This is a genomic window from Mycobacterium parmense (assembly GCF_010730575.1).
Lineage (GTDB): Bacteria > Actinomycetota > Actinomycetes > Mycobacteriales > Mycobacteriaceae > Mycobacterium > Mycobacterium parmense.
The window spans coordinates 234,080-259,031 of sequence record NZ_AP022614.1; the positions used below are offsets into that span (position 1 = coordinate 234,080).

Genomic DNA, 24,952 nt, shown 5'->3' on the forward strand with positions numbered 1-24,952 from the left:
CCGATCCTACGGTTGTCCGGCCACCTCCGGGGCCCCGTCGAGCTCGCGCAGCGAGGGCAGCGCGCACGCAACGGCGCCGACCACCAGGATGGGCACCGCCAGCGTCAGGAAGGTGGCCTCGAGCCCGGCGGCGTCGGCCAGCGGGCCGGCGACCAGCAAGCCGAGCGGGCCCGCCGCGTAGGTCAGTCCCGTCATCACCCCGACCACCCGGCCGCGCAGGTGGCGCGGCGCGCGGGTCTGCATGACGTAGTTGTAGATCGGCTGGATCGGCCCGTAGACCAGTCCGGTCACCGCGCACAGCACGAGGATGACCGGCAGCGGCGGCAGGAAGGCGATGCCGGTCGTCGCGGCGCCGAAGGTCAGGGTGGCGGTCAGCACGGCCGTGCGCCGCCGCGTGCGGTTCGAGAGCACGGCGTAGCCGAGCGCGCCCGCCACGCCGCCGACCCCGAGCGCCATCAGCGCCCAGCCCAGCTGGGCGGGCTGGTGATGGTCGCTGAAGTACTTGGGAAACAGCACGCTCTCCATCGGCAGATACAGCGCGGTGACGACCAGGTCGATCAGGCCGAGCGTGCGCAGCACCCGCAGGTTCCAGACGAACCGGACGCCCTCGGCGATCCCGGACGCCAAGCCCTCGGGCCGGGTCGCGTGGTGCGGCCTGCCGGCGCCCTCGAGCCGCAACGCCGCGATGCCGAGGAAGGAGAACCCGAAGCACCCCGCCGTGACCCACATGGTGTTGACGCCGCCCACGGTGGCGATCATCAGCCCGCCGATGCCCGGGCCCAGGATGTACGCGAGGTTGAGGATCGCCTCGTAGACGCTGTTGGTGCGGTCCAGCGACCAGCCGGCGCGGGCGGCGGCCTCCGGCAGCATCGACTGGCGCGCCGTGGCCCCGGCGGGATCGAACGCGGCCGAGAAGAACGCCAGGACGGCGAGCCCGGCGACGTTGACGGCGTGGCCACCGAGGAACCAGGCGAGCAGCGGGACGGCGGCCACGGCCAGCCCCGACAGGGAGTCGGAGACCAGCGACACCGGGCGGCGCCCGAAGAAGTCGACGGCCGTACCGGCCACCAGCGTGGAGATCACCAACGGCACGGTCATGGCGGCGGCCACGATGGACGCGTCGCGCGCGCTGCCGTCGTGCTGCAGGGCCAGCCACGGGAACGCGACGAGCGAAATGCCGGTGCCCCCGGTCGCCGTCATCGTGGCGAACAGGATCAGAAACGCCGGACCGCGGCTGCTGTTTGTCATCGGAGGTCGCGGCTGAATGTAGCGCCAGAGGACGTCGGGAGCCACCGGATTTCGTCGCGGCCACCGCCGGAATGCAGGATGTTCATGTGCTCGCCCACCCGAACACCGGCTGGCCCTTCGGGTCGCCGGTGGGTCCCGGAACCGGATGGCCGGGCGACCCCGCCACGCCGCAGACCCCGGTGGCGGGCGACGCTGCGCGGGTGGCCGCGCTGGCCGCCGAGGCCGGATCCATCCCCGAGCTCGACGCCCTGGTCAGTGTCTGCCGGGCCTGCCCGCGGCTGGTTCAGTGGCGCGAGGACGTCGCCGTCGTCAAGCGCCGCGCGTTTGCCGACCAGCCGTACTGGGGACGCCCGGTGCCGGGCTGGGGGTCGGAGCGGCCGCGGCTGCTGATCGTGGGGCTCGCGCCGGCCGCGCACGGCGCCAACCGGACCGGGCGGATGTTCACCGGCGACCGCTCCGGCGATCAGCTGTATGCGGCGCTGCATCGTGCCGGGCTGGTGAACCAGCCGACCAGTGTGGACGCCGCGGACGGCTTGCGTGCCAATAAGATCCGGATCGTCGCGCCGGTGCGTTGCGCGCCCCCGGCCAATGCCCCTACGCCGGCGGAGCGCGACACGTGCCGGCCGTGGCTGGACGCCGAATGGCGGCTGGTGTCCGACCATGTCCGCGTCATCGTGGCCTTGGGCGGTTTCGCCTGGCAGCTGGCGCTGCAACTGCCCGGGGCCCCGGGGGTGCCGAGGCCGCGTTTCGGACACGGCGTCGTCGCGGAGCTGAGCTCGGGGGTGCGGTTGCTCGGCTGCTACCACCCGAGCCAGCAAAATATGTTCACCGGTAGGTTGACTCCGATGATGCTCGACGACATCTTCAGCAACGCGAGGAAGCTGGCAGAGATCTAGTGACTGACGTTTTGGTTTCCGGCGCCAGTGTGGCCGGTCTCACAGCGGCGTATTGGCTTTCCCACCACGGCTATTCGGTGACCGTGGTCGAACGCCATCCCGGGATCCGGCCCGGCGGTCAGGCGATCGACGTGCGCGGTCCGGCGCTGGTGGTGCTCGAGCGCATGTGGTTGCGGGCGGCCGCCGACCATCTCAGGACACGCATGCGGGGTTCCTCCGTCGTGGACGGCGAGGGCAACGAGCTGTCCCAGGACACCGAATCCACACCTACCGGCGGTCTGATCGCCGGCCCGGACATCGAGCTCCTGCGCGACGACCTCGTCGAATTGCTCTATCAGGCAACGCAATTGAAAGTCAATTTCATCTTCGGCGACAGCATCGTGGCGCTGCACGACGAGGGCAGCTCGGTCGGTGTCACGTTCGAGCGCGCCGCCGCGCGCAACTTCGACCTGGTGATCGGCGCCGACGGGCTGCACTCCAACGTGCGCCGGCTGGTCTTCGGCCCCGAGGAGCAGTTCATCGAGCGGTTGGGGACGCATGCCGCGATCTTCACCGTGCCCAACTTCTTGGACCTCGACTACTGGCAGACCTGGCATTACGGGGACTCCACCATGGCCGGTGTCTACAGCGCCCGCAACAACACCGAGGCGCGGGCCATGCTGGGCTTCATGGATCCCGACCTGCACATCGACTACCGCGACACCGAAGCGCAGTTCGCCGAGTTGGAGCGGCGGATGGCCGGCGATGGCTGGGTGCGGCCGCAGCTGCTGCAGTACATGCGTTCGGCGCCGGACTTCTACTTCGACGAGATGGCGCAGATCAAGATGGAGCGCTGGTGGCAGGGCAGGGTGGTGCTGGTCGGCGACGCCGGTTACTGCTGCTCGCCCCTGTCGGGACAGGGGACCAGCGTCGCGCTGCTCGGCGCCTACATCCTCGCCGGCGAGCTCGCTGCGGCCACCCAGGACGGCGAAGTCGACCACCGACTCGGCTTCATCAATTACCAGCAGGCTTTCCAGGACTATGTGAACCGCAACCAGTGGCTGGTCGTCGACAACATCCCGGGCGGCGCGCCGATCCCCCAGGAGGTGTTCGAGCGCATCGTGCAATCGATCACCATCAAGGACTACTGAGCACCGGGAACGTTCCCGCGACACCGGGTGTTGAGTAGGGCGTGCGTCTTTCCGTTCTTGATCTCGTCCCGGTGCGCACGGACCAGACGACCGGCGACGCGCTGGCGGCCACCGTGCAGCTGGCGCAGGCCGCGGACCGGCTGGGCTTCACCCGCTACTGGGTCGCCGAGCACCACAACATGCCGTCAGTCGGTGCCACCAGCCCGCCGGTCCTGATCGCATATCTGGCCGCGCAGACCTCGCAGCTGCGGCTCGGGTCGGGTGGTGTGATGTTGCCCAACCACGCGCCGCTTGCGGTCGCCGAGCAGTTCGCCCTGCTGGAGGCCGCCGCTCCCGGCCGGATCGACCTGGGCATCGGCCGGGCGCCCGGCTCCGACCCGGTGACGTCGTACGCGCTGCGGGGGACACGGGACGATCGGGACATCGAGAACTTCCCCGAATACCTCGACGATGTGGCGGCGCTGATGAGCGCGCGCGGCGTGGTGGTACCGCTGCGTTCGGGGGAATACCGGCTCAAGGCCACCCCCGCCGCCGCCGGCGAACCGCGGTTGTGGCTGCTGGGCTCGTCGATGTACTCCGCGCATCTGGCGGCCGCCAAGGGTCTGCCATACGTGTTCGCTCACCACTTCTCCGGCAGGGGCACCGAGGAGGCACTCAGCCTCTACCGGTCGCGGTTCAAACCCAGCGCGCATACCCCCGAGCCCGTGACGTTCCTGACGGTGAACGCCGCGGTGGCCGAGACGCGGGACGAGGCGACCGCGCTGATGTTGCCCAACCTGCAGATGATGGCGCGGCTGCGCACCGGGCAGCCGCTCGGGCCGCTGCCGTTGGTCGAGGAGGCCGACGGCGCCGGGCTCACTCCGGAGCAGCAGCGCATCGTCGAGGAAGGGCTGCGGCGCGCCGTACTTGGTTCGCCCGCTGAGGCCGCCGACCAGCTGCGCGCGCTGGCCGAACAGTTCGATGTCGATGAGGTGATGGTGCACCCGGTCGCGTCGGCCCACCGCGGCACGGATCCTCGGACCGCGCCGGCGCGGGTGGCGACCCTGGAACTGCTGGCCAAGGAGTTGTTCTGACGGATCAGTCGACGACCCCGACGTGCGACCAACTGGTTCCATGGTGCCGGGCCCGACCGGCGATCCACACTTCGAGCTCGTCCGCGGGCAGCGGCGGGCTGTGCACGAAACCCTGAGTGATGGTGCAGCCGTACCGGCGCAGGGCGTTCAGCGTGATCTCGTCTTCGACCCCTTCGGCGACGAGGTCGGCACCCAAGCTGTGTGCCAGCGCCACGGTGGACCGCACGATCGCGACGGAGCGCGGATCGTGGGCCAGGCGGGCCACGAAGACCCGGTCGAGCTTGAGCTCGTCGACGGACACGTCCTGCAGGCGCGCCAGCGACGACCAGCCGGTGCCGTAATCGTCGAGCGAGATGCGGAGCCCGAGGCGCTGCAACTCGGCCACTGTGTTCCGCGACCGCACCGAGTCGACCAGCGCGCTCTCGGTGATCTCGACGATCAGCGCGTCGGAGGGCAGCCGCTGCGACCGCAGCAGCCGCTCGATGGTGCCCACCAATTCGAGATCGAGCAGGTTGGTCGTCGAGAGGTTCACCGCGACGGCCAGGGTCAACCCCTGCTCTCGCCAGATCCGAAGTTGTTGCAGGGCAAGCGTGAACGTGCGGTTCGCGATTTTGCGCATCAGCCCCGCGCGTTCGGCGGCGGGCAGGAACTCCTCGGGTGACAACAGCCCGCGGGTGGGATGCTGCCAGCGCAGCAGCGCCTCTACGCTGTGTACGCTGCCGTCGAGCGCGTTGACCTTGGGCTGGTAGTACAGCGTCAGCTCGTCGCCGTTCAACAGCGCGGCGCGGATCTCCTCGACGACATTCGGGTCGTTGTCCCGGTAGGTCTCGAACGTCGAGTCGTACACGGCGATCTTGCTTTTGACCGATTCGGCCTGGGGGATCGCCGTCTCGGCGCGGGTGAGCAACTCCTGCGGGTGGTCGCAGTGGTCGGGGCACAGCGCGATGGCGATGCGAGCGTCGACCTGCAGGGTGATCGGATCCAGCGCGAACGGTTCACTGAGGGCCTCGAGCAGACGGCCGGCCTGGGCGCGCGCGGTGATGAGGTCGGATCCCTCCGCCAGCAGGACCGCGAACTCGTCGTCGCTGACGCGGGCGAGCAGATCCTCGTCGCGGACGGTCTTGGCGAGCCGCTTCGCGATGTTGCGCAGCAGCTCGTCGCCGAAGCGTTGACCGACCGAGTCGTTGATCTCCCGGAACTCGTGGAGCGTGAGCAACAGCAGCGCCTGGCGTGCCGACGCCGCCGGCGCGCAGTCCGACGAGGCGGTCAGCGCGGTCGCCAGGGAGCGCCGGTTCGGCAATCCGGTCACGTCGTCGGTCATGGCGTGTTTGTGGTTCTCGGCCAAGACGCTGATGTCACGGAAGGTGACGGAGAAACGTGCGGCGGTTGCGACCAGACTCAGCGCCGCCAGGGTCGCGGCCAGCCGCGAGTCGTGGGCCAGAACCACGACCCCCAGCGCCACCACGGTGCAGGCGATCGGCTTGACGTACGGCTCGATTCCCTGTCCCTGCTTGGCCGGCACCGACGACGATCGGGCCCAGCTGGCGCTGGCCACCAGCAGCGACGACAGGGGCCACAGGGCGTCCAGTGTGGAGCCGACACGGTAGGAACCGGCCGAGGTCTCGAAAAGATAGGCCGTGTCGGCCACCGCGAACAGGGCCAGGCCCGCTACCAGAAACAACCAGCGAAAGTTGTTGCGCCAGCCGATGATCGGCATGATGCCGGCGGCCAGGGTGAGCAGGATGAGATCGCCCCACGGATAGACCAGGCCCACGAGGACGGTCGCCGGGGCGCGGGTGGCGGCGGCGTGGAACGGCCCGGCCCGCAGCGCCGCCGCCACCGCGGCCACGGTCAGCGCGCAGACCAGGCAATCCAGTCGGAGGGGTACCGGCACCCGCTTGAGCCGGGCCCGCATCAGCAGCACCAGTCCGGCGTAGACGAACGGGTAGTAGGCCAGGTATTCCGGATCGGCGACCGAGGGGGACTGCCCCGCCGGCACACGCAGCGCGTAGACCACGTCGCCCATGGCCGACAACGCCATCCCGGCGGCGATCAGTGCCCAGGCCGACCGGTCCTCGACGACGCGATACGCGCGCAGGCCGATCAACGCGGCGGCCGAGAGATTCAGCGCCGGATAAAGAGCGCTCGACAGCACGCTGTGGCCGGCGTCCGGGTCCAGGATGCTCAAGGCGGTATACGCGGTGACGCCGAATGCCAAGGCCACCAGCGCAACCTGGACCGACGACGGCGGCCAGCGAGCGGTGGTGGACGCTTCGGCGCTCTGGTCCCGAGACGGCGCGGCGGCGCCGGCGATCAGCGCCGGCGTGGCGACCGCGGAGGCCCCGGGAAGCGTCAGCGCATCGGTCGAGTCGTCGGACGGGGAGAATGGTGCGTCGGGCACGAAGCTGCGGATGCATTGGCCGCCTTCGCGTTTGGCGGCATACATGGCCAGGTCGGCATGCCGCAGGAGCTGATCGACGGTGCAATCCGACGCGGGGCCGGCCGCCGTCAGACCGATGCTCGGCCGCGCTTCCACGGGCACCCCGTCGATCACCACAGCCGCGTTGAACGCGTCGAGGATGCGCTGCGCTACCGCCTGCGCTTCCTCGACCGAACCCTCGACCAGCACCGCGAATTCGTCTCCGCCGAGGCGCGCGACAATGCCGGATCCCTTCAGCGAGGCGCTGAGCCGCTCGGCCACCCGGATCAGCAGCTCGTCGCCGGCCGGATGGCCCAGCGCGTCGTTGACCGATTTGAAGTTGTCGAGGTCGAGGCACAGGACCGCAATCGGTGCCGCGTCGTCACCCCGCCGGGCGACCCCCTGTTCCAGCCGATGCAGGAACTGTGCCCGATTGGGCAGCCCGGTCAGGCTGTCGCGGAACGCTTCTCGCGCCACTTCGGCCAGCAGGGCCTGGTTTTCGACGAGCACCACGAATTGTCGCAGCAGCACCGCGGCCACCAGGATGCCCAGCAGCGCCGCCATCACGCTGTGCTGCGTCCGGGCCACGTTGTGTACCCACCCGAGCACGGCGGCGACCAGCAGCGGCAGGTAGGGCAGCCACATCCGGATGCGAAACCTCATGACGTCCCGGGGCGCAACCATGGGCTTCTCGGTGACACTCGCGATGGCGGCCACCGCCATCAGGCCCAGCCCGGCCACCCGCCCCAGGTCGGCCAGCGCGCCGGCGTGATAGCTGCCCAACCCCGTCTCGAACACCACGGTGATGTCGGCGACGGCGATCAACGTGGCGCCGGCGGCCAACAGGCCCCGGCTCGGAAGGTCACCGGGTCGGACCCGCGACAACATCAGAAGACCCGTCGTCATGATGACGACGTCGGCGAATACCTGGGCGAGCGTGGGCAGCCGCGAACCCGTGTTCTCGCCCAGTTGCTTCTCGATGACGAAGACCCACGAGATCACGAAGAGCGAGGTCGCCAGGATGAGGCCGTCGAGGACCAGACGCCGGGGGCTATGGCGAGACACATGGGATAAGAGGGTCAAGGACATCATGACGCCGACCGGGTACACGAGCAGCGTCACCTCGGCCGTTGCCGGATGTACCGCGTGTTCGAGTTGCGGCCGGACGTCGTAGACGGCCCAGATGACCTCGCCGACCGCCCAGCCCAGGAGGGCCGTCGTCAGGGACAGCCAGCCGATTCTGCGGCGCAGATCGCCGCGGCGGGCGGCGTAGCCGGCGCACACCGCCGCGAATATCAGGCACAGCACCGACACCGCCTCGTCGACCGGCAGGGTCGCATACGCGCCGCGCAACCCGAAAATCGTCGAGGCGACCACGCACGCGGCCGCCAGGCCGTACACGCCGGCGATCAGCCAAACCACGGGGGCGGGCAGTCCCAACCGCCGCCACGGATTGCCCGTCCAGCGTGTCATAGCCGCTCCAGCCGATTCCGCCCCGCTGTGATTTTATATGCGCGTTATGGCGCGCTGCTCGCATTAAACCGCTTTTGCCGTCCCGGGTTGGCGGATTCGCGGCGGGTCGCCCGATTAGTGCGGTGTCAGCGCAAAGATCGATATGGGCCGCGACGTCCGGTCTTGGTAATTGCTGTAGCGGTTGGCGTTGTTCTGGTTCACAACCGCCCACAACCGCGGGTAGTCGGCATCACCGGGGCTGACCTGCCGCGCCGTCACCGCGAACCGTCTGGGGCCGACGTTGATCTCGCAGTCCGGGTGCTTGCGCAGGTTGTGGTACCAAGCGGGGTTGGTGTCGGCGCCCGCCTTGGAGGCAACGATCAGATACGAGTCCCCGTCTTTGGCATAGGTCAGCGTCGTGGTGCGCGGCCGACCCGTCTTAGCCCCGGTCGTGTGCAGCAGCAGGCTCGGGGGCATCCCCGGGATCCGGTGCCCGATCCGGCCGTTCGTCTTCTGGTAGATCGTGTCGTGGATGCGCAGCATCGGTATCAGCGCGAATTGCTCGAACGAACTCGAAATGCCCATAGCTCAGTCTTGCTGATTCGCATCGATCCGGGTGAGGGCCTCCCTGAGGAGCCGCCCGGTCGATTCCCGGTCGGGGTCGCGGCGCAGCAGCATCCCCCTGGCGACCGAGAGCTTGTCGCCCGTGCGCCGCGGCAGCACATGCAGATGGATGTGGAAGACCGTCTGGAAGGCCGCACGGCCGTCGTTGATCGCCAGGTTGGTCGCGTCGGCCAGTTCCGTGGCACGCGCGGCCTGCGCGATGCGCTGGCCGACGGTCGCCATACCCGCCAGCGTCTCGGCCGGGGTGTCGGTGAGGTCGGCGCTGTGCCGCTTCGGGATCACCAGGGTGTGGCCCCGGGTGAACGGCCGGATGTCGAGAATCGCGAGGTAGTCGTCGTCTTCGTAGATCCGGATGGCCGGCGCCTGGCCGGCGACGATCGCGCAAAACACGCAGGACATGTCGCCCACGGTACTGGTCGGTCGGTTGTGGGTGGCCCCGGACCAGTCAGGGCCCGGACCCGCGGGAAAGTTACGCTGCGGCGGTGAAAGATCTCGCCTTCGCCGGCGCCGCGGCACAGGCGCGGATGCTGGCCGACGGCACCGTGACCGCACCGGATTTGCTCGAGGTCTACCTGGACCGGATCGCGCGCCTCGACAGCGAGCTGCGTTGTTACCGGGTGGTGCTGGCCGACAGCGCACGGTACGAGGCCGCGGTGGCGCAGGATCGCCTGGATGCCGGCGAGCGGCGGCCCCTGCTCGGCGTACCGATCGCGATCAAAGACGATGTCGACGTCGCCGGCCAGGTGACGACCTACGGCAGCGGGGGGCACCGGCCCGCCGTGACCGACGACGCGGAAGTCGTCCGGCGACTTCGCGCCGCGGGCGCGGTCGTCCTCGGCAAAACCAATGTGCCCGAGCTGATGATGATGCCGTACACCGAGTCCCTCACCTTCGGCGCCACCCGCAACCCGTGGAACCCGCGACGCACCCCGGGCGGCAGCAGCGGCGGCAGCGCCGCCGCGGTGGCTGCGGGCCTTGCGCCGCTGGCGCTGGGTTCCGACGGCGGCGGCTCCATCCGCATCCCGGCGACCTGGTGTGGCTTGTTCGGCCTGAAACCGCAGCGCGATCGCGTGTCGCTGGAGCCCCACGACGACGCCTGGTATGGCCTGAGCGTCAACGGGCCGATCGCAAGGTCCGTCCGGGACGCCGCGCTGTTCCTGGACGCGACCTCGTCGGTGCCGGGCCCCGAGGGCGAGTTCGTTTCCGCAGCGGCCCGCGATCCGGGCCGGCTGCGAATCGCGTTGAGCACCAAAGTTCCCACACCGCTGCCCGTGCGGGTCGGCAGGGAGGAGCTGGCGGCGGTCGACCAGGCCGGCATGTTGCTGCGGGAGCTGGGCCACGAGGTTGTGCGACGCGATCCCGAGTATCCAGCGGCGGCGATCTTCGCGAACTACCTGCCGCGATACCTGCGCGGCATCAGCGACGACGCCGATGCACAAGCCCACCCGGAGCGTTTGGAACCGCGCACCCGCAACCTGGCGCGCCTGGGATCCTTCTTCTCCGACCGGCGGATGGCGGCCGTGCGCGCCGCCGAGCCGGCGGTCAGCGCCCGGATCCAGTCGATCTTCGACGACGTCGACGTAGTGATCACCCCGGGCAACGCGTCGGGCCCGTCCCGCATCGGCGCCTACCAACGCCGAGGTGCGGTGTCGACGCTGTTGCTGGTCGCGCAGGCCGTTCCCTACCAACAGATCTGGAATCTGACGGGGCAGCCGGCCGCCGTGGTGCCATGGGATTTCGACGGCGACGGGCTGCCCTTGTCGGTGCAGCTCGTCGGCCGCCCCTACGACGAGGCGACGCTGCTCTCGTTGTCCGCTCAGATCGAGACGGCGCGCCCGTGGTCCCACCGGCGCCCGCCGGTTTCATGACGCGCCCGGCTACGCCGCGCTCGCGATCGCCGCGGTGATTCGCGGCGACCCGCTTCGCCCGGCTACGCCGCGCTCGCGATCGCCGCGCGCCAGGCTTGTAGCTTCGTCTCTAGGCGCACGGCGTGGGCCGGGCTCGTCGACGGCAGCCGCTCGTAGCGGACCCCTTCGACCGCATGCGCCAGCCTGCGGTACAACTCGGCGGCCTTCGCCCCGTTGAAATAGACCCGAGTGATCCGGGGGAACTCAGCGAAGAGTCGTTGAAAATCGTTGACTGCCAATTCGTTCGGGTCGATCCGCGCGTCAGCGCTGCCGACGCGCCGGCATTCGCGCACCACGTCCCAAAGGGCGACACCATGCGAGCGCAGTGCGCTCAGCCGTGCGTCGTACGGTGCGTCCGGGCAGAATCCGAAGAGCTCACCGGCTATCGGCCAGAAGGCATTTCGTGGGTTGGCGTAGTACTGGCGCACGGTCAGCGATTGCGTGCTGGGAAACGAGCCGAGGAACAGCAAGCGGGCATGGTCGTCGACCACCGGCGGGAAGCCCTGCAGCAGCGGTGTGCTCATCGCCCCCCATCATCGCCTGCCCGCGTTGTACGTTGTCGTCGTGGAGGGCCACGGCGCCGCTGGGGGCGATCAAGACATCGACGATCTGCTGGAGGGGCTCGAAGGCGCCGCGCGCACCGAGCGGGCCGAGCTGGTGCGCTGGCTGCTCGGGCAGGGCGTCACCGCCGACGAGATCCGGTCGACCAGCCCGCCGCTGCTGCTGGCCACCCGCCACCTCATCGGCGACGACGGCACGTACGTGTCCACCCGGGAGATCAGCGAGACGCACGGCATCGACCTGACGCTGCTGCAACGGGTGCAGCGCGCCATCGGACTGGTCCGCGTCGACGACCCCGACGCGGTCGTGCACATGCGCGCCGACGGTGAAGCCGCGGCGCACGCGCAGCAGTTCGTCGAGCTGGGCCTCGACCCCGATCAGCTGGTGCTGGTGGTCCGGGTGCTCGCCGAAGGGTTGTCCCGCGCCGCCGAGGTCATGCGGTACACGGCGCTGTCGGCCATCATGCGGCCCGGCGCCAGCGAGGTGGAAATCGCCAAGAGCTCAAAGGAATTGGTGGGCCGCATCGCACCGATGCTGGGTCCGATGATTCAGGACATGCTCTTCATGCAGCTGCGCCACATGATGGAGACCGAAGCGATCAACGCGGCGGAGCGGGCCGCCGGCAAGCCCCTGCCCGGCGCGCGGGAGGTCACCGTCGGCTTCGCCGACCTCGTCGGCTTCACCCGGATGGGCGAGGCGGTGTCGGCCGAGGAGCTGGGCCAGGTGGCCAACCGGCTGGCCGACCTCGCCCGCGACGTGACCGTTCCGCCTGTGCGGTTCATCAAGACGATCGGCGACGCGGTGATGTTCGTGTGCCCCGAACCCGTGCCGCTGTTGGACGTTCTGCTGAAACTTGTCGACGCCGTGGACACTGACAACGAGTTCCCCCGGTTGCGGGCGGGTGTTGCCTCCGGGATGGCGGTCAGCCGGGCCGGTGACTGGTTCGGCAGCCCGGTCAACGTGGCGAGCCGGGTCACCGACGTCGCGCGTCCGGGCGCCGTGCTGGTCGCGGACTCGGTGTGGGAGACCATCGACGGCAGCGGCGAGTTTCAGGGGTCCTTCGCCGGCGCGCGTCGCTTCAAGGGCATCAAAAGCGAGGTCAAGGTTTTCCGGGTCCGGCGAGGAACGTGAGAGACCGCCCCCACGCATGGGCAGGCCCGGGCGACTCAGGGGGGCGGGGACGCCGACTTGCGCGGGTCCAACGCGGCCGGTTTGCTACCCCATTCCGGCGCTTTGAATTGGTCGCTTCCGGGCCTGCTTCGCTACCAAAAATACAGCGCCAACCACCCCTGATCAACGCTTTTGTCATTCCCTGACGCGCTCGTCAAACGGAAGAGCCGCGGGCCGTGTCCCCGGACCCGGCGCACGCGGCCGTTCACCGCGAGCGAACGACCTTCTGCAAGTGATGAAACGATGTAATCATGTAATCATGAAATCGAATCACATCCACGGACGGCGGCACGGCCGTCCCGGCGGCTGGCAGCAAGCCCAGCAGCCCGACGCCACCGACGCCGCCGAATGGTTCGCCGGCCGGCTGCCCGAAGCCTGGTTCGAGGGTGACCCGACGGTCGTCGTCGACCGCGAAGAGATCACCGTCGTCGGAAAGCTCGCCGAACCCTCCGAGCAAGAGGAAAGCGAGGCCCGCGCGGCCGGACGGGCCTCGCGGTTCCGCGAAGAGACCCGCTCGGAGCGCATGCGGATCGCCGACGAAGCGCAGGACCGCTACGGGCGCAAGGTCTCCTGGGGCGTCGAGGTCGGCTCCGAGCGAATCTTGTTCACGCACATCGCGGTTCCGGTGATGACGCGGCTGAAGCAGCCCGAGCGCCAGGTACTCGACACGTTGGTCGACGCCGGCGTGGCCCGCTCCCGCGCCGATGCGCTGGCATGGTCGGTTCGGCTCGTGGGTGAGCACGCCGAGGAGTGGCTGGCGAAGCTGCGTGACGCAATGTCCACGGTCGACGACCTCCGCGCGCAGGGCCCGGATCTCCAGCAGCCGTGAGCCCGGGCGGCGTCGGCCACTAGTCGGCGGTGATCTTGCCGGCGATCTTGTCGGCGATCGCGGTGCCCTGGTTGCTGATGTGGTACCCACACGCGTTGACGTCGACCACCACGTTGTTGGCCACGCTCATCGCGCGCTGGCACTCCCAACCGTCCGCGCCCTCCTGGGAGTCCATCACCGCGATCTTCGGCGGCGCACCCTGCACCTGCGCAAAGGCCCAGCGGTAGGTGTTGCCCTTGTTGGTGACGGTCACCGTCTGGCCGGCGCAGGCCTTCCACTTGTCCGCGGAACTCTGCAGGAAGCTGTTGGCCTTCTCGGCGGAGGGAAAAGCCACCACGGCCTGGTTGACCCAGTGGTCGTAGTTGTCTCCGGGTTCGGACGACACCACGCCGCTCACGCCTGTGTAGCCGGTGCCCGCGTACACCGGGTCCTGGGTCGTGTAGAGCGCTCCCTGGCAGTCCGGCAGTGACAACGTCACCGCAGACGCGTCCATCGACTGCATCGGCTTTCCGGGCTGCATGGCCGAGGAGCCCATTACCGAGTTGACCTCCGCGGGGCCCAGCAGCAGGGCGCCGAGGCGCCCGGCCGGTATCGGGTCCGGGGGCGCAACCAGCCTGGGCCGCAGCACGAGCCAGAGGGCCGCCCCGCTGACCACGACCACCAGCACCCCGGCGACGGCGGCGACGATCGGCCAAGGGCTTCGCCCCGGTTTCGGCGGGGGCCGGTTCCAGGCCGGCGGGCCGGTCGACGGTGCGCCGGGCGGCGCGCCCCAGTTGCCACTGCCGTAGAAGGCGGGTGCCGGCGGCGGAGGATAGGCCGAGGGCATCGGGGGTGTCGCCGCCGGAACGGGGGGTGGAGCGGCCGCGACCGTGTCGGGCAGGGTGGCTTCCCGGCTGCGCCGCAAGAGGGCCAGGGCCTGATTCTGGTCGGGGTCGTCCAGGGCTTCGTGCGCGGCCAGGGCCAGATCACCGGCACTGGCGTAGCGTTCCTCCGGCTTTTTCGCCATGCCCCGCGCGATCACCGCGTCGAAGGCCGTCGGGACGCCCGGGCGCGTGACGCTGGGCTGCGGGATGGGGTCCATGAGGTGGGCGGTCACCAGGGCTCCCGCGCTGTCGCACTGGTAGGGCGCCGCTCCGGTGAGGCATTCGTGCAGGACGCAGGCGAGCGCGTAGATGTCGGCGCGGTAGGTCACTTCGTCGCTCGTAAACCGTTCGGGCGCCATGTATTTCCAGGTACCCACCGCCGTGCCCAGCTGAGTGATCTTCTCGTCGGTTGCTGCGCTGGCGATGCCGAAGTCGACCAGGTACGCGAAGTCGTCGCGGGTCACCAGGATGTTCTGCGGTTTGACGTCGCGGTGCATCACCCCGGCGGCGTGGGCGGCGTCGAGGGCCGAGGCGATCTGGGTGACGATCGCGACCGCTCGCGGCGGGGTCAGGGGGCCGAAGCGCCTGAGCACGCTGTCCAGGTCGGTGCCCTCGACAAGGCGCATCTCCAGAAACATCTGACCGTCGATCTCGCCGTAGTCGTGAATCGGCACGACGTGGGGTTCCTGCAAACGCCCGGCGATGCGAGCCTCGCGCTTCATCCGCTCCCGGAAGACGGGGTCCTTGCTGAACTGTGCCGAGAGCAGCTTGACCGCCACGGTCCACCCTTTGACGGCGTGCTCGGCCTCGTACACCTCGCCCATGCCACCGCGGCCCAGCAGCCTCTTCAGGTGGTAGGGGCCGAAGGTCGAGCCCACTCGAGAGGACTGTTCGTCGACCATCTCCGATCCTCCCAAAACGCCCTGGGGGCGCCGGCCAGGCCGGCGATTCCCGGGCGGGCCGGTCGGGGCAAGCCCGCATCCAGCAACCATGACGGTAAGCCTCCGCCCGGTCGGTCGCACGATAACCCGCGACATTCGTCGAGCGTGTCGGAGCCTGACGTTCGAGGTCAGGCCCTCGTCATCGCGTAATAGGCGCCCCGCCTGGCCAGTAACTCGACGTGGCTGCCTTGTTCGACGATCCGCCCCGCCTCGACGACGAGAATGCGGTCGGCGTCGCGGATGGTCGAAAGCCTGTGGGCGATAATGAAACTCGTTCTGTCCTGACGAAGCTCGCGCGTGGCGCGCCGCACCAGCGCCTCGGTGCGTGTATCGACCGCGCTGGTCGCCTCGTCCAGGATCAGCAGCTGCGGGCGGGCCAGGAACGCGCGGGCGATGGTGATCAACTGCTTCTCGCCGGCGCTGATGCTGCCGCCGTCGCCGCTTACTCGCGTCTGGTAGCCGCCGGGCAGCGTGTGCACGAACTGGTCGACGTAAGCGGCCCTGGCCGCCTCGGTCACCTCGTCCTCCCGGGCCTCCGGGCGCCCGTAGGCGATGTTCTGCGCGATCGTCCCGTCGAACAACCAGGTGTCCTGTAACACCATGCCGATGCGTGACCGCAGCGAATGCCTGCTCACCGTGGCGATGTCAACCCCGTCGATCAGGATCTGGCCGGCGCCGACGTCGTAGAACCGCATCAGCAGGTTCACCAGGGTGGTCTTGCCGGCTCCCGTGGCCCCCACGATCGCCACCGTGCTGCCCGGCTCGGCCACCATCGAAAGGTCGTGGATCACCGGAGCTCCGGGACGGTAGCCGAAGCTCACGTTCCGGAACTCGACGCGGCCGCCGGCCTGCCCGCGGGCGTCGGGCACCGGCAACGCCGCCGCCGGGTTCGGCGACTCCTCGGGCTCGTCGAGCAGGTTGAAGACCCGCTCGGCGCTGGCCACCCCGGACTGCAGGCTGTTGTACATCCCCGCGACCTGGCTCAGCGGCGAATTGAATTGCCGCACGTATTGAATGAACGCCTGGATGTTGCCCAGGGTGATCTGCCCGGTCGCGATCTGCAGGCCGCCCAGCACGGCGACCGCGACGTAGCCGAGGTTGCCGATGAACGCCGTCGCCGGCGCCACCAGGCCCGAGACGAACTGCGCGCCGAAGCTGGCCTGGTACACGTCGTCGTTGAGTCTGCGGAACTGTTCACGCGCGGCGGCCCGGTGACCGAACGTCCTGACGACCGTGAATCCGCTGTAGGTCTCCTCGATATGGGCGTTGAGACGCCCGACGCTGGTCCACTGGGCCGCGAACAGGCGCTGCGAGCGCCGCGCGATCGCCCGCGTCGCCAGCAGCGACATCGGCACGGTGAGGAGGGCGATCAGGGTCAACACCGGTGAGATGGACAGCATCATCGCCAGTACCGCCGCCACGGTCAGGATCGAGGTCAGCAGCTGGCTGATCGTCATCGACACCGAGGACTGGACGTTGTCGATGTCGTTGGTGACCCGGCTCAGCACCTCGCCGCGTTGACGCCCGTCGAAGTACGACAGCGGCAGCCGGTGGATCTTGTCCTCGACGTCGCCGCGCAACGCGACCATGGTGCGTTGCACGGTGACGTTGAGCAGCCGCGCCTGCGCCCAGATGAGCAGGGCGGAAACCAGGTACAGCGCCAGCGCCAGCGTCAGCGTCCGCGCCACCGCGCCGAAGTCGACGCCCTTGCCCGGCACCACGTTCATCCCCGAGAGCAGGTCGGCGAACGCCCGGTCGCCGCGGGCGCGGGCCGCGGCGACGGCCTGGGCCTTGGTGATGCCGGCCGGTAGCCGTCGCCCGATGACGCCGTTGAACAACAGGTCGGTGGCGTGGCCGAGGATGCGCGGCACGATGACGCCGATCGCCGTGCCGGTGACCCCCATCATCAGCACCGCGATGGTCGGCCCCCGTTGCGGCGCCAACAGTCTCACCAGCCGGGTTGCCGGAGCCCAGAAATCGGGGGACCGCGCCGCCGGGACCGCGTCCGCGCGGGGTTTCTGGTTCGCCGAGGTCATGGAATGCCCCCGACCTCCGCGCCCACCGACTGTGAGTCCGCAAATTCCGCGTAGGTTGCGCAGTCGGCCAGCAGCGATTCGTGGCTGCCCGCACCCACCACGCGCCCGTGGTCGACGACGATCACCTGGTCGGCGCGCGCCGCGGTCGAAATCCGTTGGGTGACAAGGATGACCGTGGCGTCGGCGGACGCCTCGCGCAGCGACGCGCGCACCCGCGCTTCGGTGTGGACGTCGAGCGCGGCGAAGGCGTCATCGAACAGGTAGATGGCCGGCCGACGGATGACGGCCCTCGCGATCGCCAGGCGCTGCCGTTGGCCGCCGGACAAGTTGATGCCGCCTTGGGCGACGCGCATGTGCAGCCCGTCCGGGTGCGCGCGGACGAACCCCTCGGCGTCGGCCAATCGCAGTGCGTCCCACATCTGTTCCTCGGTGACCGGTCGTTGCGGCGTCGCGCCGTAGCGCAGGTTGTCCGCGACGGTCCCGGAGAACAGGTAGCCGCGCTGGGGGACGAGCCCGATCGCCGACCAGAGGCGCTCGGTGTGGTAGTCGCGGACGTCGACGTCGTCCACGAGCACCGCGCCCGCGGCGACGTCGTAGAGCCTGCAGATCAGCGACACCAGCGTCGACTTCCCCGACCCGGTGCTGCCGACGACGGCGGTGGTGGTGCCGGGCACAGCCGTCAGCGAGACATCTTGCAGCACTGGGCGATCGGCTCCCGGATAGGTGAACGTGGCGCCGTCAACCCGCACCACGCCGGTGATCCCACCTTCGGGGTACTTCGGGTTCTGCGGGTTCTCGACCGCGGCACGGGTCGACAGCACCTCGGTGATGCGTTCGGCGCACACCGCGGCGCGCGGCAGCACCACCAGGGTCATCGTCGCCATCAGCACCGCCATCAGGATCTGCGTGAAGTACGCCAGGAACGCGGTGAGCGAGCCGACCTGCATCTGACCGCGGTCGATGCGCAGCCCGCCGAACCAGATCAGCGCGACGCTGGAGACGTTGATCGTCAGCGTGGTCACCGGCAGCATGACCGCCTGCCAGTTGCCCACGGTGAGCGCGGTCGTCGACAGCGCGCGGTTCGCGCGGGCGAAGCGGTCACGTTCGAAGTCTTCGCGGCCGAACGCCCGTACCACCCGAACACCGGAAAGTTGGTCGCGCATAACCCGATTGATGCCGTCGATCAGGCCCTGCATTCGGCGCAGCAGCGGCAGCATGTGCGACATGACCCAGTAATTCGCGATGCCCATGACCGGAACGCTGACCAGCAGCAGCCAGGTCAGCGCGGCCTCCTGATGGATGGCCATGAAGATCCCGCCGACGCACATGATCGGCGCGGTCACCAGCACGGTCCCCGTGATCTGGACCAGGTACTGGATCTGCCGGACGTCGTTGGTGCTGCGCGTCAACAGGGTGGGGGCGCCGAAGCGGTCGGTCTCTTGCTCGGAGAACCCGGTGACGTGATCGAACACCGCCCCACGCAGGTCGCGCCCGAATCCCATCCCCGTTCGCGACCCGAAGTAGACCGCCCCGACCGCGCACAGGCCCTGCAAGGCGGTCACCGAGAGCATCACCAGCCCGAGCCGGACGATGGTCGCGGTGTCACCCTTGGCGACGCCGTCGTCGATGATCGTGGCGTTGACCGTCGGCAGATACAGCGACGCCAGGGTGCTGATCGACTGCAGCGTCATCAGCACCGCCACCAGCCGGCGGTACGGCCGGATGTACTGGCGCAGCAGTGCCAGGAGCATTGGGTAACTGTCGCACACGGCGTGGCGCGCGCCCGTCAGCCACCGCGTGGTGGCTTCCGCAACCGCCCGCGGGGCCCGCCGGGTCGAAACGCCTGATCAGACGGTGCGTCGGTGGTTGACCCGCGGGGCTGCCGCTACAGTGCATCGTGTGGACCAGCAGCAGGCCGACGAAGAGCAGACAAGAGCGGGAAGCCGTGCGCCGTGACCTCAGGACGCTGGCTCTCGTCGCGTCAGCCTTGACGATAGCGATGCCGGCGGTCGCGGCCTGTTCGGATTCCGGGGGAAACAAGCCGGGGGCGACCGCGTCGTCGGCGCCCGAAAACGGGGAGGGCCGCCACGGGCCGATGTTCCCACAGTGCGGGGGCATCAGCGATCAGACCGTGACCGAACTGACCAAGGTCACCGGGCTGATCAACACGGCGCGGAACTCGGTCGGTTGCCAGTGGCTTGCGGGCGGTGGCATCTTGGGCCCCCACTTCTCCTTCTCCTGGTATCGCGGCAGCCCGATCGGGCGTGAACGCAAGACCGAGGAGTTGTCGCGCGCAAGCGTCGACGACATCAACATCGACGGCCACGGCGGTTTCATCGCCGTGGGAAACGAGCCCAACCTGGGCGACTCCCTTTGTGAGGTGGGCATCCAGTTCCAGGATGACTTCATCGAGTGGTCGATCAGCTTCAGCCAGAAACCGTTCCCGCCGCCGTGCGACATCGCCAAAGAGCTGGCCCGTCAGTCGATTGCGAACTCGAAATGAATCATTGGATGTGTCCGGGTCGGCGCGGCAGGACCTACGTCCGCGCCTTTGCGATCGTCGCGATCGCCGCGCTGGTGCTGTTGACGGGTTGTTCGAGGTCGGTCGGCGGGACGGCCACCAAGGCCGGCGGCAACGTTCCGCGCAACAACAATTCGCAGCAGCAGTACCCCAACCTGCTCAAGGAATGTGAGGTCTTGACCAGCGACATCCTGGCCAAGACCGTCGGTGCCGACCCGCTGGACATCCAGAGCACCTTCGTCGGCGCCATCTGCCGGTGGCAGGCCGCCAACCCGGCCGGTCTGATCGACATCACCCGGTTCTGGTTCGAGCAGGGCAGCCTGGGCAACGAGCGCAAGGTCGCCGAGTTCTTGAAGTACAAGATCGAGAACCGGGCCATTCAGGGCATCGAGTCGATCGTGATGCACACCGACGACGCGAACGGCGCCTGCGGGGTGGCCAGCGACGCCGCCGGAGTGGTCGGCTGGTGGGTCAATCCCCAGGCGCCGGGCATCGACGCCTGCGGGCAGGCCGTCAAGCTGATGGAGCTGACGCTGGCCACCAACTCCTGACCTCAGCGCAGGACGTGGAAGCCGATCAGGGCGGCGCGGCCGAGTTCCAGGCCTTTCCACGGGCACGGCACGGTGAGCACCGCGATCGCCGACGTCGGAAACTTTGCCGATATGCGTTCCACGGCATCGGTGTCGGTTCCGTCGTCACCGGCCAGGCCGAGCGCCACCGCAGACGTCGTCGGCTCGTGACCCACGACGAGCAGCGTATTCACGGTGTCGTCGACCTCGGTGATTTCGTCGATCACCGTCCCGGGGCTCGCGTCGTAAAGCCGGTCGAGGTAGCGCACGGGGGCATCGATACGCGTCTGCGCCAGGGTCTGGCGGGTCCGCACCGCGGTCGAGCACAGCACCTCGTCGATGGCCGGTGCGTTCGCCCGCAGCCAGTCCCCGGCCAGCCCGGCCTCTCGGACCCCGCGCGGCGCGAGCGGCCGGTCGTGGTCGGCGACGCCGGCCGGGTAGTCGGATTTCGCATGCCGCATCAACAGCAGAGTGCGCTGATCGTTCACGGACGGTAACGCTAATCAATGTGGTGCGTGCACTGCCACCACTCGGGGTCGTCGGCGTCTCGACGTCCATCGGTGACGTGCCGGTGCTCGGGGTGCGACGGACGCCGTCGCCGCAGCGGGAGTTGCTGCTTTGCAAACTGTTTCGGTGCGCAGATGTCATTGCCGGGGCCGCGGGCCGTCCGGGGCGTTGCCGGCCTGTCGCGGACGGCCGCCGCGCCGAGCGGCTACCGCACTGGCTGGTGAGGTCGCGGTCTCGCCGGCGCGGTCCGACCGCTCGCCCCGGTCACGGGCGTCTCGAATTGTGCACGCAGGCTTGCCGGTGCACGTCCCGCGTCTTGTCGGTGTGCCGACTTAAGCTCGCGGTGCATTGACAGTCACGCAACGAAGGGGGCCGACGGGATGCGATTCCTGCACACCGCCGACTGGCAGCTGGGCATGACCCGGCACTTCCTCGCCGGTGACGCACAGCCCCGGTATTCGGCGGCCCGCCGCGACGCGGTGGCCGGTCTGGGGAGGCTGGCGGACGAGGTGGGCGCCGAGTTCGTGGTGGTGGCCGGTGACGTCTTCGAACACAACCAGTTGTCCCCGCAGGTGGTGGGGCAGTCCCTGGAAGCCATGCGCGCCATCGGGATTCCGGTCTACCTGCTTCCCGGCAACCACGATCCGCTGGACGCGTCATCGGTGTACACCAGCGCGCTCTTTCTCGCGGAACGGCCCGAGAACGTCGTGGTGCTCGACCGGCCCGGCGTTCATCAGGTCCGGCCCGGGGTGGAGATAGTCGCCGTGCCGTGGCGGTCCAAGGTCCCCACCACCGACATGGTCACCGAAGTCCTCGAGGGGCTGTCACCGGCACCGGCAACCCGGGTGCTGGTCGCCCACGGCGGCGTCGACGTGCTCGACCCCGATCGCGCCAAGCCCTCACTGATCCGGCTCGCCGGCGTCGACGCCGCATTGGCCCGCGGCGCGATCCACTACGTGGCATTGGGCGACAAACACTCGCTCACCGAGGTCGGCGGCAGCGGCCGCATGTGGTATCCGGGTTCACCGGAGGTCACCAACTACGACGACGTGGAATCCAACCCGGGGCATGTCCTGATCGTCGACATCGACGAGGGCGACTCGCGGCGCCCCGTTTCCGTGGTCCCGCGGCGCGTGGGGAACTGGCGGTTCGTCACGCTGCGCGGCCAGGTGGACACCAGCCGCGACATCGCCGATCTCGACATGAACCTGGACCTGATGACCGAGAAGGATCGGACCGTGGTGCGGTTGGCGCTGACCGGTTCGATGACGGTTACCGACCGCGCCGCGCTGGACGCATGCCTGGACAGGTACTCGCGGCTGTTCGCCTGGCTGGGGCTGTGGGAGCGCCATACCGACCTGACGGTGGTCCCCGCCGATGGCGAGTTCAACGACCTCGGAATCGGCGGATTCGCCGCATCGGCCGTCGAGGAGCTGGTCGCGACCGCCCGCGAGGGCGACTCCGCGTCCGCCGCCGACGCGCAAGCCGCCCTGGGACTGTTGCTGCGCCTCACCGACCGGGGGGCCGCGTGAAGCTGCACCGGTTGACGCTGACCAATTATCGTGGCATCAAACACCGCGAGATCGAGTTCCCCGACCGCGGTGTCGTGGTGGTCTCGGGCGCCAACGAGGTCGGCAAGTCGTCGATGATCGAGGCCCTTGACCTCCTGCTGGAATCCAGGGACCGCTCGACGAAGAAGGAAGTCAAGCAGGTAAAACCCACCGACTGCGATGTCGGCTCCGAGGTGGGAGCGGAGATCAGTTGTGGCTCTTATCGTTTCGTGTACCGCAAGCGGTTCCACAAAAAATGCGAAACCGAGCTGACGGTGCTGACCCCGCGCCGCGAGCAGCTGACCGGCGACGAGGCGCACGAGCGGGTCAGGGCGATGCTGGCCGAGACGGTGGACAACGATCTGTGGCATGCCCAGCGGGTGCTGCAGGCCGCGTCGACTTCGGCGGTGAATCTGTCGGAGTGCGATGCGCTTTCGCGCGCTTTGGATGTTGCGGCCGAGCATTCGGGCGCCGACGCGGCGCTGTCCGGCGCCGAGCCGTTGCTGATCGAACGGATCGACGCCGAGTACGCCCGGTATTTCACCCCGACCGGCCGTCCCACCGGCGAATGGGGTGAGGCGATCTCCGGGCTGAAGGACGCCGCGGCCGCGGTGGAGGAACATGCGGCGGCGGTGGCCGAGGTCGACGAGCGGGTGAGCCGCCATGCCGCCCTCACCGAGCAGGTGGCCGAACTCTCGCAGCAGCGGATCACTGCCGGGCCGCGCCTGGCGGCCGCGCAGGCGGCCGCGGGCAGGGTCGCCGAACTCGCCGCCCAGGCGCGCGAGGCCCAGCTGGTCGCCACCGCCGCGGCCGCGACCAGTGCCACCGCGGCCGCCGCCCACGCGGGGCGCTTGCGGCTGCTGGCCGAAATCGACTCCCGCACAGCGGCTGTCACAGCGGCCGAGGTTGAAGCGCGGGCCGCCGCCGACGCGCACGCGGCGGCGGGCGCGGAGGCCGCGGCCCGCAACGCCGAAATCGAACAGGCGGCCACGGTCCTCAGCGGTCTGCAACGTCGCACCGATTCCGCCCGGCGCGCCGTCGAACAGCTCACCAACCGCCACGAAGCCGACCGGTTGGGCGCCCGACTGGACAAGATCGAGGCGCTACGGCGCGAGCGCGGTCGGGTCTGTGCCGAGCTCACCGCCGTCACCGTCACCGAGGAGATACTGCGGCGGATCGAGGACGCGGCGGCCGCCGTCGACCGCATCGGTGCACAGTTGTCGCTGATCTCGGCGGCAGTCGAATTCACCGCCGTCGCGGACCTCGAGATTGCCTCCGGCGACCAGAAGGTGACGCTCCCGGCGGGCCAGAGCTGGTCGATCACCGCCACCGGCCCGACCGCCGTCGAGGTCGCCGGTGTCTTGACGGCGCGGGTGGTCCCCGGCGCCAGTACGCTCGATGTCCGCGCGAAATATGCCGCGGCACAAGAGGATCTGATCAGTGCCCTGGCGGCCGGCGCAGTGGCCGACCTCGAAGCCGCGCGGGTCGCCGATCAGCGGCGCCGCGAGTTGCAGGCCGCTCGTGACCAACTCGGCGCGACACTGGCTGGACTGTGCGGGGATGAATCGGCTGATCAGATGCGGATGCGCCTGGCGCAGTTGCGCGCCGACCAACCCGATGGGCCCTACGTGGTCGGGATGGACCTTGCGGCCGCCCAGACCGAGCTCTCGGCGGCCGAGGCGAGTCGCTTGACCGCCGACGACGAGTGCGAGGCCCGGCGTTGCGCGGCGGTCTCCGCCGCCGCGCTGCTCACGGAATCGGCTACCCGGGCCACGGTCGCGCAGAACACGTTGCAGGCTCAACGAACCGAACTGGCCGCGGCCACCGGCCGGCTCGCCCGGGAGCGGGCATCGGCCACTGACGAGGACCTCGCGGTGGCGGCGCAGAACGCATCGCGTGCATCGCAGGACGCGGAACAACGGCGGGCCGAGCTGGCCGCCGAACTGGAGGCGGCGGAACCCGACGCGGTGGCGGCAGAACTCGCCGCGGCGGAACAAGCCGCGGAATCCCTCCGCGACCGCTACGAAGAAGCCGCCGGCGCGTTGCGGCGCATCGCGATCGAGCTGTCGGTCATCGGCGGTGAGGGCCGCCAGGGCAAGCTCGATGCCGCGACATCGGAACTCGAGCAGGCCACCAGCCGGCACGCGCGGGTCGGGGGCCGGGCGCGGGCCGCGCAGCTGCTGCGTACGGTCATGGCGCGCCACCGCGACGCCACCAGGCTGCGTTACGTCGAGCCCTACCGTTCCGAACTGCAGCGGCTGGGCCGCCCGGTCTTCGGGCCGACTTTCGAGGTCGACGTCGACAGCGACCTGTGCATCCGGAGTCGGACCCTGGAGGGGGTCACCGTGCCCTACGACTCGCTGTCGGGCGGGGCCAAAGAGCAACTCGGCATCCTGGCGAGGCTCGCGGGCGCGGCCCTGGTGGCCAAGGAGGACACCGTGCCCGTAGTGGTCGACGACGCGCTGGGTTTCACCGACCCGGACCGGCTGGTGAGGATGGGCGAGCTTTTCGACACCGTCGGCGCCCACGGGCAGGTGATCGTGCTGACGTGCAGCCCCGACCGGTACGACGCCGTCAAGGGCGCGCACCGTATCGACCTGAACACCTGCTGAGCAGCGCCGGCGCCCCGCCGAAGCGCTGCGCTGGTGATTGTCGG

General features: G+C 69.4%; 19 protein-coding genes. 10 read left to right on the plus strand and 9 right to left on the minus strand.

Going from position 1 to position 24,952, the window contains the following annotated elements; genetic code table 11:
- Positions 1–6: 6 nt before the first annotated feature.
- Complete coding sequence (locus tag G6N48_RS01070; protein WP_085269007.1) at positions 7–1,248, minus strand: MFS transporter; 1,242 nt, start codon at positions 1,246–1,248, stop codon at positions 7–9.
- Between the two features lie 71 nt (positions 1,249–1,319).
- Between G6N48_RS01070 and G6N48_RS01075 the strand changes: the two genes are divergently transcribed.
- From G6N48_RS01075 to G6N48_RS01085, 3 genes are read left to right on the plus strand one after another with little or no spacing between them, the layout of a single operon-like run.
- Positions 1,320–2,144: a uracil-DNA glycosylase gene (locus tag G6N48_RS01075; RefSeq protein ID WP_085269006.1), complete on the plus strand. Its 825-nt coding sequence runs from the start codon at positions 1,320–1,322 to the stop codon at positions 2,142–2,144.
- Positions 2,144–3,274, plus strand: a complete 1,131-nt coding sequence (locus G6N48_RS01080) for an FAD-binding protein (protein ID WP_085269005.1) — start codon at positions 2,144–2,146, stop codon at positions 3,272–3,274. Before G6N48_RS01075 ends, G6N48_RS01080 begins: the two co-directional genes overlap by 1 nt.
- 41 nt (positions 3,275–3,315) lie before the next feature.
- A complete protein-coding gene (locus tag G6N48_RS01085; RefSeq protein WP_085269004.1) occupies positions 3,316–4,347 on the plus strand; it encodes an LLM class flavin-dependent oxidoreductase in 1,032 nt (343 codons plus the stop codon).
- 4 nt (positions 4,348–4,351) lie between these two features.
- Here G6N48_RS01085 and G6N48_RS01090 read toward each other — a convergent pair whose 3' ends face one another.
- The 3 genes from G6N48_RS01090 to G6N48_RS01100 form a co-directional block, all read right to left on the minus strand.
- A complete protein-coding gene (locus G6N48_RS01090; protein ID WP_179969835.1) occupies positions 4,352–8,239 on the minus strand; it encodes a diguanylate cyclase domain-containing protein in 3,888 nt (1,295 codons plus the stop codon).
- Positions 8,240–8,353: 114 nt separating this feature from the next.
- The gene (locus tag G6N48_RS01095; RefSeq protein WP_085269003.1) at positions 8,354–8,803 is read right to left on the minus strand and encodes a nitroreductase family deazaflavin-dependent oxidoreductase; all 450 of its coding nucleotides are present in this window, start codon (positions 8,801–8,803) and stop codon (positions 8,354–8,356) included.
- 3 nt (positions 8,804–8,806) lie between these two features.
- Positions 8,807–9,241, minus strand: coding sequence for an HIT family protein (locus tag G6N48_RS01100; protein ID WP_085269002.1), 435 nt, complete (start codon positions 9,239–9,241; stop codon positions 8,807–8,809).
- Between the two features lie 83 nt (positions 9,242–9,324).
- Between G6N48_RS01100 and G6N48_RS01105 the strand changes: the two genes are divergently transcribed.
- On the plus strand, positions 9,325–10,710 hold the full coding sequence (locus G6N48_RS01105; RefSeq protein ID WP_085269001.1) for an amidase: 1,386 nt from the start codon (positions 9,325–9,327) through the stop codon (positions 10,708–10,710).
- A 62-nt stretch (positions 10,711–10,772) separates the two neighbouring features.
- Here the strand turns inward: G6N48_RS01105 and G6N48_RS01110 are convergent, their stop codons facing one another.
- Entirely contained in the window at positions 10,773–11,273 is a 501-nt protein-coding gene (locus G6N48_RS01110; RefSeq protein ID WP_085269000.1) for a DNA-deoxyinosine glycosylase, read from the minus strand.
- 40 nt (positions 11,274–11,313) lie between these two features.
- On the opposite strand from G6N48_RS01110, the gene G6N48_RS01115 reads away from it, so the two are divergent.
- Both G6N48_RS01115 and G6N48_RS01120 read left to right on the plus strand, forming a co-directional pair.
- Complete coding sequence (locus G6N48_RS01115; protein ID WP_179969836.1) at positions 11,314–12,441, plus strand: adenylate/guanylate cyclase domain-containing protein; 1,128 nt, start codon at positions 11,314–11,316, stop codon at positions 12,439–12,441.
- A gap of 298 nt (positions 12,442–12,739) precedes the next feature.
- Positions 12,740–13,309 (plus strand): hypothetical protein, encoded by a 570-nt coding sequence (locus G6N48_RS01120; RefSeq protein ID WP_085268998.1) that lies wholly within the window; start codon positions 12,740–12,742, stop codon positions 13,307–13,309.
- Positions 13,310–13,328: 19 nt separating this feature from the next.
- Here the strand turns inward: G6N48_RS01120 and G6N48_RS01125 are convergent, their stop codons facing one another.
- The 3 genes from G6N48_RS01125 to G6N48_RS01135 form a co-directional block, all read right to left on the minus strand.
- Positions 13,329–15,074 (minus strand): serine/threonine-protein kinase PknH/PknJ, encoded by a 1,746-nt coding sequence (locus tag G6N48_RS01125; RefSeq protein WP_085268997.1) that lies wholly within the window; start codon positions 15,072–15,074, stop codon positions 13,329–13,331.
- A gap of 167 nt (positions 15,075–15,241) precedes the next feature.
- Positions 15,242–17,149 (minus strand): ABC transporter ATP-binding protein, encoded by a 1,908-nt coding sequence (locus G6N48_RS01130; RefSeq protein WP_085268996.1) that lies wholly within the window; start codon positions 17,147–17,149, stop codon positions 15,242–15,244.
- Entirely contained in the window at positions 17,146–18,900 is a 1,755-nt protein-coding gene (locus tag G6N48_RS01135; protein ID WP_085268995.1) for an ABC transporter ATP-binding protein, read from the minus strand. Before G6N48_RS01135 ends, G6N48_RS01130 begins: the two co-directional genes overlap by 4 nt.
- A 194-nt stretch (positions 18,901–19,094) precedes the next feature.
- On the opposite strand from G6N48_RS01135, the gene G6N48_RS01140 reads away from it, so the two are divergent.
- Complete coding sequence (locus G6N48_RS01140; RefSeq protein ID WP_085268994.1) at positions 19,095–19,652, plus strand: DUF3558 domain-containing protein; 558 nt, start codon at positions 19,095–19,097, stop codon at positions 19,650–19,652.
- Between the two features lie 8 nt (positions 19,653–19,660).
- A complete protein-coding gene (locus tag G6N48_RS01145; RefSeq protein ID WP_085268993.1) occupies positions 19,661–20,221 on the plus strand; it encodes a DUF3558 domain-containing protein in 561 nt (186 codons plus the stop codon).
- A 2-nt stretch (positions 20,222–20,223) separates the two neighbouring features.
- Here the strand turns inward: G6N48_RS01145 and G6N48_RS01150 are convergent, their stop codons facing one another.
- Positions 20,224–20,727 carry a SixA phosphatase family protein gene (locus tag G6N48_RS01150; RefSeq protein ID WP_139825743.1) on the minus strand — a complete coding sequence of 168 codons (504 nt, stop codon included), beginning with the start codon at positions 20,725–20,727 and terminating at the stop codon, positions 20,224–20,226.
- 399 nt (positions 20,728–21,126) lie between these two features.
- On the opposite strand from G6N48_RS01150, the gene G6N48_RS01155 reads away from it, so the two are divergent.
- Complete coding sequence (locus G6N48_RS01155; RefSeq protein WP_085268992.1) at positions 21,127–22,278, plus strand: metallophosphoesterase family protein; 1,152 nt, start codon at positions 21,127–21,129, stop codon at positions 22,276–22,278.
- On the plus strand, positions 22,275–24,908 hold the full coding sequence (locus tag G6N48_RS01160; RefSeq protein ID WP_085268991.1) for an AAA family ATPase: 2,634 nt from the start codon (positions 22,275–22,277) through the stop codon (positions 24,906–24,908). The genes G6N48_RS01155 and G6N48_RS01160 overlap by 4 nt, the downstream gene beginning before the upstream one ends.
- Positions 24,909–24,952: the final 44 nt, after the last annotated feature.

Bases quoted from the DNA above. Each gene is read 5' to 3' on its own strand.
- G6N48_RS01070 (WP_085269007.1), bottom strand. From the start codon at position 1,248: ATGACAAACAGCAGCCGCGGTCCGGCGTTTCTGATCCTGTTCGCCACG.
- G6N48_RS01075 (WP_085269006.1), top strand. From the start codon at position 1,320: ATGCAGGATGTTCATGTGCTCGCCCACCCGAACACCGGCTGGCCCTTC.
- G6N48_RS01090 (WP_179969835.1), bottom strand. From the start codon at position 8,239: ATGACACGCTGGACGGGCAATCCGTGGCGGCGGTTGGGACTGCCCGCC.
- G6N48_RS01095 (WP_085269003.1), bottom strand. From the start codon at position 8,803: ATGGGCATTTCGAGTTCGTTCGAGCAATTCGCGCTGATACCGATGCTG.
- G6N48_RS01100 (WP_085269002.1), bottom strand. From the start codon at position 9,241: ATGTCCTGCGTGTTTTGCGCGATCGTCGCCGGCCAGGCGCCGGCCATC.
- G6N48_RS01110 (WP_085269000.1), bottom strand. From the start codon at position 11,273: ATGAGCACACCGCTGCTGCAGGGCTTCCCGCCGGTGGTCGACGACCAT.
- G6N48_RS01120 (WP_085268998.1), top strand. From the start codon at position 12,740: ATGAAATCGAATCACATCCACGGACGGCGGCACGGCCGTCCCGGCGGC.
- G6N48_RS01125 (WP_085268997.1), bottom strand. From the start codon at position 15,074: ATGGTCGACGAACAGTCCTCTCGAGTGGGCTCGACCTTCGGCCCCTAC.
- G6N48_RS01130 (WP_085268996.1), bottom strand. From the start codon at position 17,149: ATGACCTCGGCGAACCAGAAACCCCGCGCGGACGCGGTCCCGGCGGCG.
- G6N48_RS01135 (WP_085268995.1), bottom strand. From the start codon at position 18,900: ATGCTCCTGGCACTGCTGCGCCAGTACATCCGGCCGTACCGCCGGCTG.
- G6N48_RS01145 (WP_085268993.1), top strand. From the start codon at position 19,661: ATGTGTCCGGGTCGGCGCGGCAGGACCTACGTCCGCGCCTTTGCGATC.
- G6N48_RS01155 (WP_085268992.1), top strand. From the start codon at position 21,127: ATGCGATTCCTGCACACCGCCGACTGGCAGCTGGGCATGACCCGGCAC.